This window comes from Mycolicibacterium brisbanense, assembly GCF_001570425.1.
Classification (GTDB): domain Bacteria; phylum Actinomycetota; class Actinomycetes; order Mycobacteriales; family Mycobacteriaceae; genus Mycobacterium; species Mycobacterium brisbanense.
On the sequence record NZ_BCSX01000053.1, the window covers coordinates 228,856 to 239,635 of the forward strand.

Consider the following 10,780-nt stretch of genomic DNA (forward strand, 5'->3'; position numbering starts at 1 on the left):
TCTACTAGTTGTTCAGGGATCGTTCCGCAGCGGCAACCACAGCCTCTGGCGTGAAACCGAACTCGCGGAACAAGGTCTTGTCGTCGGCCGACGCGCCGTAGTGCTCGATGGACACGATCTGGCCGGTATCGCCGACCAGCTTGTGCCACGGCTGGGCGACACCCGCCTCGACCGCGACCCGCGCCGACACACTGGGCGGCAGCACCGAGTCCTGGTAGTCCTGCGGCTGCTTCTCGAACCACTCCACACACGGCATCGACACCACGTAGGCGACGATGTCCTTCTCGGCCAACGCCTTCTGCGCTGCGACCGCGAGTTGCAGTTCCGAGCCGGTCGCGATGATGACGACGTCGGCGTCGTCGGCGGGCTTGCCGCCACCGAGCACGTAGCCACCGCGGGCCACACCTTCGGCGCTGGTTCCCTCCAGCACCGGGATACCCTGCCGGGTCAGGATCAATCCGACAGGCCCGGTGCTCGCGGTGCGCTCCAGCACGGTCTTCCACGCGTACGTGGTCTCGTTCGGGTCGCCGGGGCGGACCACGGACAGGTTCGGGATGGACCGCAGGGCCGCCAGGTGCTCGATCGGCTGGTGAGTCGGGCCGTCCTCACCCAGGCCGATCGAATCGTGCGTCCACACGTAGATCGGATCGATGTCCATCAGGGAGGCCAGCCGAACGGCGGGCCGCATATAGTCCGAGAACTGCAAGAACGTGCCGCCGTACGCGCGGGTCGGGCCGTGCAGCACGATGCCGGACAGGATGGCGCCCATGGCGTGCTCGCGGATGCCGAAGTGCAGCGTGCGGCCGTACCAGCTCATGGTCCAGTCGTGGGTCGACTGCGACGGCGGGCCAAAGGAGTTGGCGCCCTTGATCGTGGTGTTGTTGCTGCCGGCCAGGTCAGCCGAACCACCCCAGAGTTCGGGCAGCTTGGGCCCGACAGCGGCGAGCACCGCACCGGAGGCGGCCCGGGTGGCCACCGGCTTGGAATCGGTGTCCCAGTGCGGCAGGTCGGCGTCCCAGCCCTCGGGGAGTTCGCGGGCCAGCAGGCGGTCCAGCAGCGCCTTGCGCTCCGGCTCCCGCTTGGCCCACGCGTCGAACGACACCTGCCAGTCCTCGTGGGCCTTCTTGCCGCGGGCCACGAGCTCGCGCGTGTGGGCGATGACGTCGTCGCGCACCTCGAAGCTCTTGTCCGGGTCGAAGCCGAGCACCTTCTTGGTGGCCGCGACCTCGTCGGCGCCCAGCGCCGCGCCGTGCACGCCGCCGGTGTTCATCTTGGTGGGGGCGGGGTAGCCGATGATGGTGCGCACCGCGATGAACGACGGCTTGTCGGTCACCTTGCGGGCGGCCTCGAGGGCCTCTTCGATGGCCGTGACGTTCTCGCCGCCCTCGACTTCCTGGACGTGCCAGCCGTAGGCCCGGTAGCGCGCCGGGGTGTCCTCGGTCAGCGCGATCTGGGTGTCGTGCTCGATGGAGATCTTGTTGTCGTCCCACAGCACGATGAGGTTGCCCAGCTCTTGGGTGCCAGCCAGAGACGATGCCTCGCTGGTGACGCCCTCTTCGATGTCACCATCCGAGGCGATCACGTAGATGAAGTGGTCGAACGGGCTCTCGCCGGGGGCCGTGTCGGGGTCGAACAGGCCTCGCTCGTAGCGGGCGGCCATCGCCATGCCGACGGCGGAAGCCAAACCCTGTCCCAGCGGACCCGTGGTGATCTCCACGCCCTTGGTGTGGCGGTACTCGGGGTGTCCCGGGGTCAGCGAACCCCAGGTGCGCAGCGCCTCGATGTCGGCCAGCTCCAGGCCGAACCCGCCGAGGTACAGCTGGATGTAGAGCGTGAGGCTGGAATGTCCGCAGGACAGCACGAACCGGTCGCGGCCGATCCAGTGGGTGTCGCTGGGGTCGTGGCGCATCTGCCGCTGGAACAGCGTGTAGGCCAGCGGCGCCAGGCTCATGGCGGTACCGGGATGGCCGTTGCCCACCTTCTGTACCGCGTCGGCGGCGAGCACACGGACCGTGTCGACCGCGGCCGAATCGAGGTCCGTCCAGTCGTCCGGATGGTTCGGGCGGGTGAGGGCGGAGATCTCTTCGACGGTGGTCACTACCTCGCTCCTAAGTTCTGATTGCTTGTGCTGAGCTGTGCGCGGCCGGCCCACAACCCCATCCAACACCCTAGTGCCACCGCGTCATCGAGGGCGGTTGGTTGGGGCACGATTACGCCGCCGTTCACCTCGGCGGGGTTCGCAAATCGGACCCTGCGGTGTGGTGCACTCAGCCATGCGGTCTACCATCGTCTGTAGTAGAAGTCGCGTGCAGTCACCCGAGGAGTTATTTGCGTGAGCATTCGCGAGCGCCGTTCCCTCGGTGGGGCGCCGAGCCGAATACGCACCACTTTCCTGGCGTATTTGGCACTCACCAAACCGCGTGTCATCGAGCTGTTGCTGGTGACGGCGATCCCAGCCATGCTGCTGGCGCATCGCGGTGTCGTTGATCCGCTGCTGATCCTCAACACGCTGGTCGGCGGCATGATGGCGGCGGCGGGTGCCAACACCCTCAACTGCGTGGCCGACGCCGACATCGACAAGGTCATGAAACGTACCGCCCGCAGGCCGCTGGCGAAGGCGTCGGTGCCGACCCGGCACGCGCTGATCTTCGGGCTCGCCCTGACGGTCGCGTCGTTCGCGTGGCTGTGGTGGACCACCAACCTGCTCTCGGGCGTGCTCGGCCTGGTGACCATCGCGTTCTACGTGTTCGTCTACACACTGCTGCTCAAGCGGCGTACGTCGCAGAACGTGGTGTGGGGCGGGGCGGCAGGCTGTATGCCCGTGATGATCGGCTGGTCGGCGGTCACCGGGACCGTTCAATGGCCCGCGCTGGTGATGTTTCTGGTCATTTTCTTCTGGACACCGCCGCACACCTGGGCGCTGGCGATGCGCTACAAGGACGACTACAAGGCGGCCGGCGTGCCGATGCTGCCCGCCGTCGCCACCGAACGTCACGTCACCAAGCAGATCCTGATCTACACGTGGCTCACCGTGCTGACCACGCTGGTGCTCGCGCTGGCCACCGGCTGGCTCTACGCGTCGGTCGCGCTGCTGGCGGGGGCGTGGTTCCTGGTGATGGCACACCAGCTGTACTCCGGGGTGAAGCGTGGCGAGCCGGTCAAGCCCCTGCGACTGTTCCTGCAGTCCAACAACTACCTGGCCGTGGTGTTCTGCGCGCTCGCCGTGGATTCGGCTCTGGCACTGCCGACGCTGTTCGGGCGGTAATCTGCGGGGGTGCTGGTCACCCCTGACAATTTCGCCCGCGCGGAATCCGACCTCTATTTCGGCAACATCGTCAAGGACGGCGGCTTCGCGGCGCTGCACCACATCCGCGAACTCAGTCCGCTCGACAACCAACTGGTGATCCGGCAGAACCGCGACACCCTCTACTCGGCAGGGGTTTTCGATCTCGACGCCGGGCCGGTCACCCTGACCCTGCCCGACAGCGCCGGGCGCTTCATGGCCCTGCAGATCATCACCGAGGACCACTACGTTCCGACGGTCGTGTACGCCCCGGCGTCACTCACCCTCACCCGGGCGGATATCGGCACCCGGTATGTCGCAGCGGCGGTCCGTACCCTCGTCGACCCGAACGATCCCGCCGACGTGCAAGCGGTGCACGCCCTGCAGGACGCGATCTCGATCAGCCAGGCCGAGGCGGGCAGCTTCGAAGTGCCGCAATGGGATCCGGTGAGTCAGAAGACCGTGCGCGACGCCCTGATCACGTTGTCGACGACACTTCCGGACAGCAAGGCCACGTTCGGACCACGAGACTCCGTCGATCCGGTGCGGCACCTGATCGGTTCGGCGTACGCCTGGGGTGGCAACCCGGAACGTGACGCGCTGTACCTGTCGGTCTTCCCGGCCGCCAATGACGGCACCACCGTGCACCGGCTCACCGTCGAAGACGTCCCGGTGGACGGGTTCTGGTCGGTGACCGTCTACAACAGGGACGGGTACTTCACGCCCAACGCCCAGAACGCCTACTCGCTGAACAACATCACCGCCGTGCCCGGCGCCGACGGTGCGACCACCATCCAGTTCGGCGGTGCGGACGCTGTGAATCTGCTGCCGATCACCGACGGCTGGAACTACATCGTGCGGCTCTACCGGCCCCGTCCGGAGATCCTCGACGGATCATGGACGTTCCCGGTGGCCGAGCCCATCTGACGGCGTCCGGCGCTAGGGCACCAAGACGATCGAGCCGACGGTCTTGCGGCCCTGCAGATCGGTGTGGGCCTGGGCGGCCTCGGCGAGCGGATAGCGTCCGCCCACGGTGATGTTGATGGTCCCGTCGGCAATGGCGTTGATCAGTTCTCCTGCCCGCCAAGAGAATTCGTCGGGTGTGCGAGTGTAGTGCGCCAGTGTCGGCCGGGTCAGGAACACCGAACCCGACGAGTTGAGGCGCTGCGGGTCCACCGGCGGGACCGGACCACTGGCGGCGCCGAACAGCGCCAGCGTGCCACGCACGGCCAAACTGGCCAGGCTCGCGTCGAACGTCGACTTGCCCACCCCGTCGTAGACCGCGGCGACCCCGAGACCGCCGGTGAGGTCGCGGATCTTCTCGGCGAACTCGGCCGGGTCGTCGGGGTAGTCGAGCACCTCGACGGCACCGGCCTGCCGGGACAGCTCGGCCTTCTGCGGCGTGGACGCCGTGGTGATCACCCGGGTGCCGATGCTGGTGGCCCACTGCGTGAGGATCAGCCCCACGCCGCCTGCGCCGGCGTGCAGCAGCACGGTGTCCGACGGTTGCACCGGATAGGTGGACTTGATGAGGTAGTGCGCGGTCATGCCCTTGAGCAGGGCGGAGGCCACGGCGTCCGGTGCCACGCCGTCCGGCACGTAGGCGCTGAAATCGGCTGGCGCGACACAGTATTCGGCGTATGCGCCGGTGGCGTTTGCGGTCACCACCCGGTCGCCGACCGCCAGTGCCGCCACATCGTCACCGACGGCGGCGACGGTGCCGCACACCTCGGTGCCGACGACGAACGGCAGCTCCCGCGGGTAGAGCCCGGAGCGGAAGTAGGTGTCGATGAAATTCACGCCGATCGCTTCGGCCTTGATCAATATTTCGCCGGGGCCCGGGGTGGGCTCGGGCTGTTCGATGAAATTGAGGACCTCGGGTCCACCGGTCTCGGCGACTTCGATCGCGTGCATGGTGACCATCCTGCCAAGCCTCGGCCGTTCGCGTGTGCCGCAACACCCGGCCGGATCCCATGACACCCTTGAGAGAACCCGTCGCCACCGACCCCGGAGGATCGTGTGAAGCTCGCCCGCCCGGACATCTTCCATCCACGCATCGTGTTCGCCGGTTGCCCGACACTGCCCGACGGCGACGGTGACGATGCAGGTCTGGTCGCCGCGCTGCGCACCCGGGGCCTGCACGCGCGGTGGCTGTCCTGGGACGACCCGGCGACCCTGGACGCGGATCTGGTGGTCCTCAGGGCAACGTGGGATTACCCCGAACGGCTCGACGAATATCTGTCATGGACACGCTCGGTGCGCAACCTGATCAATCCGCCCGCGCTCGTCGAGTGGAACATCGACAAGCACTACCTGATCGACCTCGATCGGCTCGGGGTGCCGGTGGTTCCCACCCAGCATTTCCCGGTCGGCCAAGCCGTGCGCATCCCCGCGGGAGAGGTCGTGGTGAAACCGGCCGTCGGGGCGGGTTCGCAAGGAGCGCAACGGTTCGTCGACGCCGACGCGGCCGCCGCACACGCGGCCCAACTGCACGCGCAAGGTCGCGCGGTGTTGGTGCAGCCCTACGACCCGCGCATCGTCGACGGGGAGACGGCCCTGGTCTTCCTCAACGGCGAGGGGTCCCACGCGTTCACCAAGGGGCCTATACTTCCGGCTGCGGGCAGCGCGCCGGAGTTCGAGGAAACCGGGACCTACGCCACCGAAAGCCTGTCAGCGGCCGAGCCTGACGACGAGATCTGGGAGGTCGGGCGGCTGGCAATCGCGGCCGTGACCCGGATGTTCGACATCGCCGCGCGCGACCTGCTGTACGCCCGGGTGGACGTGATCGGCGGGGCCGCAGCTACGGGGAGTGGGCCCGACGATCCGCGGCTGCTGGAACTCGAACTCGTCGAACCGTCGCTGGGTTTCCGTCAGCTCAGCGCAGGCAACCGCGCCGAAGCCGAACGACAGTTCGCGCTGGGGGTCGAGTCAGCCCTGGAGCGCCTCGGCCTCGGTCCGCTCTCGCATCGACGCCCATAGCGCCGCGGTGGCGGCCGTACATGCCACCGCCCCGGCGACGTGCACGGCGACCAGCGCGGCGGGCACGCCGGTATAGAACTGCACGGTCCCGACCAGCCCCTGCGCGCACACCAGAGCCAGCAGCACACCCAGTCGGACCATGATCGGCCGAGCCGCGTGCACTGCGGCGAGGGCGAACCCGAGCGCGATGATCATCGACAGATAGGCGACCAGGAGCGACGAGTGGGCGTGTACCAATGTGGTGATCTCCACCTGCAGGCGTGGCACCACGCGGTCGAGGCTCTTGTCGCCTGCGTGCGGGCCCGCGCCGGTGACCAGGGTTCCGGTCACCAGGATGGCGGCGAGGATGACGGCGCTCAGCGCGGTCAACTGCCGCAAGGGTCTTGCCACCAGCACGGTGGGGGTGCCGTCGTCGGGCTGGCCGACTTTCACGTACAGCAGCACCGACAGCCACACCATGGTCATCGAGGCCACCAAGTGGATGGCCACGGTCCACCACAGCAGGCCGGTCCGCACGGTGATGCCGCCGATGACGGCCTGCACCACCGTCGAGGCGGGCATGAGCCAGGCGTAGATCAGCACTTCGCGGCGGCGCCGGGCCCGGGTGACGGCGAGCACGGCTGCCACCGCGGTGAACACCACCAGGAAGGTGATCATCCGGTTACCGAATTCGACGGCCTGATGCACCACGGCGACCTCGGCGTGCGGCACCGGGGTGAAACTGCCGGGGAAGCACTGCGGCCAGGTCGGGCAGCCGAGACCCGATGCGGTCACCCGCACGATCGCGCCGGTCACCGCGATGCCGCCCTGGGTGAGGATCACCAGGAACGCGATGATGCGCTGGACCCGCAGGCTCGGCAGTGGCAGCAGATCGACCAGTCGCAGAAAAAGACGTCCGACGGTCACGGGCTGATCGTAGATGAACCGGAACTACAGCTCGTAGTAGGGGCCGCCGGGCTCATCAGGTGAAGCGGAACCAGCGCATGGCGCACACGGCCGCGACGCCGCCCCACGCCACCAGCACCAGGATGCCGAACCAGTCCACCGACAGCGACATCGCGCGGGTCAGCGCCTCGGTGAGGGCCCCCGACGGGGTGAGCCGGGCTGCCCACCGCAGGGCCGACGGCACCAGGCCGCCTTCCAGCGTCAGCGCGCCCAACCCGGCGAACACGAACCACAACAGGTTCGCCAATGCCAGCACGATCTCGGCCTTGAGCGTGCCGCCGAGCAGCAGGCCCAACGCCGCGAACCCGGCGGTCCCGAGCGCGATGATCACCGCACCCAGCGCCAGACCGGCGACCGGCGGGCGCCAGCCCAGAGCGACACCGATGGCGCCCAGCAGGATCGCCTGCAGGAACACGACCGTGACCACGGCCAGCGCCTTGCCCGCGATGATGCCCCAGACCGGTAGTGCCGTCGCGCCGAGCCGTTTGAGCGCGCCGTACCGGCGGTCGAACGCCACGGCGATGGCCTGCCCGGTGAAGGCTGTGGAGATCACGGCCAGCGCCATGATCGGCGGCGTGAACGCCGCGGCGCGATGCTCACCGAACGACCCGAGTGGCAGAAGAGTCAGGCCGATCAGCAGCGTGATGGGGATGAACATGGTCAGCAGCAACTGCTCGCCGTTGCGCAGCAGCAGTTTGAGCTCGAGCCCGTACTGCGCGGCCAACATCGTCGGCACGCCTGCCGGCCGCGGATCGGGGGAGAACGTCCCGGGTTCGAAGCGGTTCGTCGTGGTCATCTCGTTGTCCGTCATGTCGTCTCGTCAGCCCCGCAGCTCGCGTCCGGTGAGGTCCAGGAACACGTCCTCCAGGCTGCGCTGCTCCACCCGCATATCGGTGGCCAGCACGTCCAGCCGGGCACACCACCCCGTCACCGTCGCCAGCACCTGCGGATCGATGAACCCCTCGACCAGGTATTCGCCCGGCGCGGTCTCACTGGCCTTGTAGTTCTCTGGCAATGCTGCGACGAGCAGCGACAGATCGAGCTTGCGGGGCGCGGTGAACCGCAGCTGGTTCTCGGCGCCGGTGCGCATCAGTTCGGCGGGCGTGCCGGTGGCCACCGCAACGCCGTGGTCGATGATCACGATGCGGTCGGCGAGTTCCTCGGCCTCGGTCAGCTGATGCGTCGTCAACACCACCGTCACGCCGTCGCGACGCAGCGCATCGATCAACTCCCACACCACGATTCGTGCGTGCGCGTCCATGCCTGCCGTCGGCTCGTCGAGGAAGACCAGCTCGGGACGCCCGACCACGGCGCATGCCAGCGCCAGCCGCTGCTGCTGACCGCCGGAGAGCCGCCGGTAGGTGGTGCGGGCGGATTCGGTGAGGCCGAGGGTGTCCATCAGCCAGGCCGGGTCGAGCGGGTTGGCCGCGTACGACGCCACGAGGTTGAGCATCTCGCCGGCCCGGGCTGCCGGGTAGCCACCGCCGCCCTGCAGCATCACGCCGATGCGCTCACGTAGCCGCGCGTTGTCGCCGACGGGGTCGAGGCCCAGGATCTCGATGGTGCCGCCGTCGGGCCGGATGAAACCCTCGCACATCTCGACGGTGGTGGTCTTGCCCGCCCCGTTGGGGCCGAGCAAGGCCAGCACCTCGGCCTTGTGCACTTCGAGGTCGAGGCCGGATACCGCTGTCGTCGTGCCGTACTGCTTGGTGACGCCGCGCAGCAGCACGGGTGTTTCGGTGGGCGAAGCGTCGGAACGCGAGTTCACGGGGACTCAGCGTAGGCGTCGGAGGTGGTGACCGGTGCCGCCGGTGGGCTGGTGGTGGTGTCGGACAGCTTGCGCCAGGGCAACCGGCGCCAGGTCAACCCGATCAGGATCAGGACGATCACCGTGCTCGCCAGCGTCGCCATCACGATCTGGAACAGCGCGAACCGGTCGCCGTTGGCGGTGGGACCGAAGATGCCGACGACGAGCGTCAGCACGATGGTGGCGCCGCGGAAGCCGGGCCGGGTGGCCCAGGCCGCGAGCGGCACGATGGCCCACAGCAGGTACCACGGCTGCACCACCGGGAACAGCAGGACGGTCGCGCCGAGGGCGACGCCGAGGCCGCCGACCGGATGCAACCGCCCGCGCATCACCGCGAGCAGCAGCCATGTGACGACGACCGCGATGATCGAGACACCGATCGCACGGGTGAGCGCGAGAACCGCGGTGGTGTGGTCGCCGAGCCCGAGCAGGATGCCGACCTGGCCGGTGCCCAGGGCGAGCAGCGTCGGCGGTGACATCCAGCTCCGTACGACGTTCGCGGTGCCGAGGGTGAACAGCCAGCCGAAGCCGAGGCCACTGGCCCAGCCGATGATCGCCATCACCACCAGCGATACCGTGCCCAGCGAAAAGCTCGCGAGGAAGAACGCCTTCACGGTGCCGCCCCAGCGCCATGCCAGGGCCATCGCGACGAACCCGAGCGCTAGCAGGGACGGCAGTTTGACCTGCGAGGACATCGTGATGAGCACGGCGCCGAGGAGAAGCATCGCCATCGGTCGCCAGCGGGCCCACTCGGCCGAACCGCGCGGCCAGGCCAGTGGACCCAGGGGATTTGTGCTCCTCACGTGCGCGGGGCCATTTGTGCTCCTCACGTGCGCGGGGCCATTTGTGCTCCTCACGTGCGCAGGGCCTTTTGTGCTCCTCACGTGCGCGGGCAGCAGGGGGTGACTCGAATCGATCCCGCGCAGTGCGAATTCGGTGCCGGCGAGCATGAGGCCGAGCATCAGCGCCTCGTTGTGGATGCCCGCGACGAGATGCATGAACAGCAGCGGGTTGCAGGGGCCCAGCCACAGCGCGCTGACTTCCGCGACGCCGCAGCGGTGAGCCAGCCGCGGGGTGGCCCACACGATGAGGCCGACGCCGAACAACACGACCAGGCGGTGGCACAGCACGGCGGCGACGATGTTCTCGCCGGTCACGCCGGAGATGGTCTGACCGATCCACAGAAAGAGCGGACCGTAGGGCGCGGGGGTCTCACGCCACAGGCTGGGTACCGACAGCGTGAACACGTGGTCGAGGCCGAGGCCCGTGGCCGGGCCCACCCGGTACGGGTCGAGCCCGAGCAGCGCGATCTCGCTCTGGGCCAGGTAGGAGTAGACGTCCTTGCTGTACATCGGCGGGGCGATCAGCAGCGGCAGCGCCCACAGCAGCAGCGTGCGGTCGAGCTGGCTGCGGGACATGCGGCGCGGACCCAGCGCGAACCTGCCCAGCATCAGCCAGGCGAGCGCCATCATCACGGCGCCGGTGGTGGTCATGGTCAGCGACACCGTCTGGATGCGGGACGGCAGGTTGAGCAACCGCACCCCGAAAGTCGGGTCCTGCACCACGGGGCGGGCACCTGCGCCCAGCGCCCCGATGGCCATCAGGACCGTCCCGGTGGCGCCGAACAGCCTGGTCCGGCGCAGTGCCACGACCTCGGCATCGTTCAGTGGGGAGCCGACCGCACGTTCGTCGCCGTGCCACCGGGCGATCGACGAGCTGAAGGACGACAGGCGGCTGGCCATCAGAGCAGAGTAACCGCCGGGATC

8 protein-coding genes and 1 pseudogene are annotated in these 10,780 nt (G+C 68.5%); 3 read left to right on the plus strand and 6 right to left on the minus strand.

Annotated features, from left to right (window positions below; all coding sequences use genetic code 11):
- Positions 1–4: 4 nt before the first annotated feature.
- Complete coding sequence (gene tkt / locus RMCB_RS31270) at positions 5–2,098, minus strand: transketolase (RefSeq protein ID WP_062831843.1); 2,094 nt, start codon at positions 2,096–2,098, stop codon at positions 5–7.
- A 234-nt stretch (positions 2,099–2,332) separates the two neighbouring features.
- On the opposite strand from tkt, the gene RMCB_RS31275 reads away from it, so the two are divergent.
- Positions 2,333–3,265 carry a heme o synthase gene (locus tag RMCB_RS31275; protein ID WP_062831844.1) on the plus strand — a complete coding sequence of 311 codons (933 nt, stop codon included), beginning with the start codon at positions 2,333–2,335 and terminating at the stop codon, positions 3,263–3,265.
- A gap of 9 nt (positions 3,266–3,274) precedes the next feature.
- Complete coding sequence (locus tag RMCB_RS31280; protein ID WP_062831845.1) at positions 3,275–4,210, plus strand: DUF1254 domain-containing protein; 936 nt, start codon at positions 3,275–3,277, stop codon at positions 4,208–4,210.
- A 12-nt stretch (positions 4,211–4,222) separates the two neighbouring features.
- On the opposite strand, the gene RMCB_RS31285 is transcribed toward RMCB_RS31280, so the two are convergent.
- Entirely contained in the window at positions 4,223–5,197 is a 975-nt protein-coding gene (locus RMCB_RS31285) for a quinone oxidoreductase family protein (protein WP_029371216.1), read from the minus strand.
- A 105-nt stretch (positions 5,198–5,302) separates the two neighbouring features.
- Here RMCB_RS31285 and RMCB_RS31290 point away from each other — a divergent pair, with 105 nt between their 5' ends.
- Complete coding sequence (locus tag RMCB_RS31290; protein WP_062831846.1) at positions 5,303–6,262, plus strand: ATP-grasp domain-containing protein; 960 nt, start codon at positions 5,303–5,305, stop codon at positions 6,260–6,262.
- On the opposite strand, the pseudogene RMCB_RS31295 reads toward RMCB_RS31290, so the two are convergent.
- The 4 genes and pseudogenes from RMCB_RS31295 to mptB all read right to left on the minus strand — a co-directional run.
- Positions 6,215–7,168: pseudogene (locus RMCB_RS31295) on the minus strand (COX15/CtaA family protein); the annotation flags it as partial. The gene RMCB_RS31290 and the pseudogene RMCB_RS31295 overlap by 48 nt on opposite strands.
- A 55-nt stretch (positions 7,169–7,223) precedes the next feature.
- Complete coding sequence (locus RMCB_RS31300) at positions 7,224–8,018, minus strand: ABC transporter permease (protein WP_084388656.1); 795 nt, start codon at positions 8,016–8,018, stop codon at positions 7,224–7,226.
- A 9-nt stretch (positions 8,019–8,027) separates the two neighbouring features.
- Entirely contained in the window at positions 8,028–8,975 is a 948-nt protein-coding gene (locus RMCB_RS31305) for an ABC transporter ATP-binding protein (protein WP_062831848.1), read from the minus strand.
- Positions 8,972–10,756 (minus strand): polyprenol phosphomannose-dependent alpha 1,6 mannosyltransferase MptB, encoded by a 1,785-nt coding sequence (mptB, locus tag RMCB_RS31310; protein WP_062831849.1) that lies wholly within the window; start codon positions 10,754–10,756, stop codon positions 8,972–8,974. Before mptB ends, RMCB_RS31305 begins: the two co-directional genes overlap by 4 nt.
- Positions 10,757–10,780: the final 24 nt, after the last annotated feature.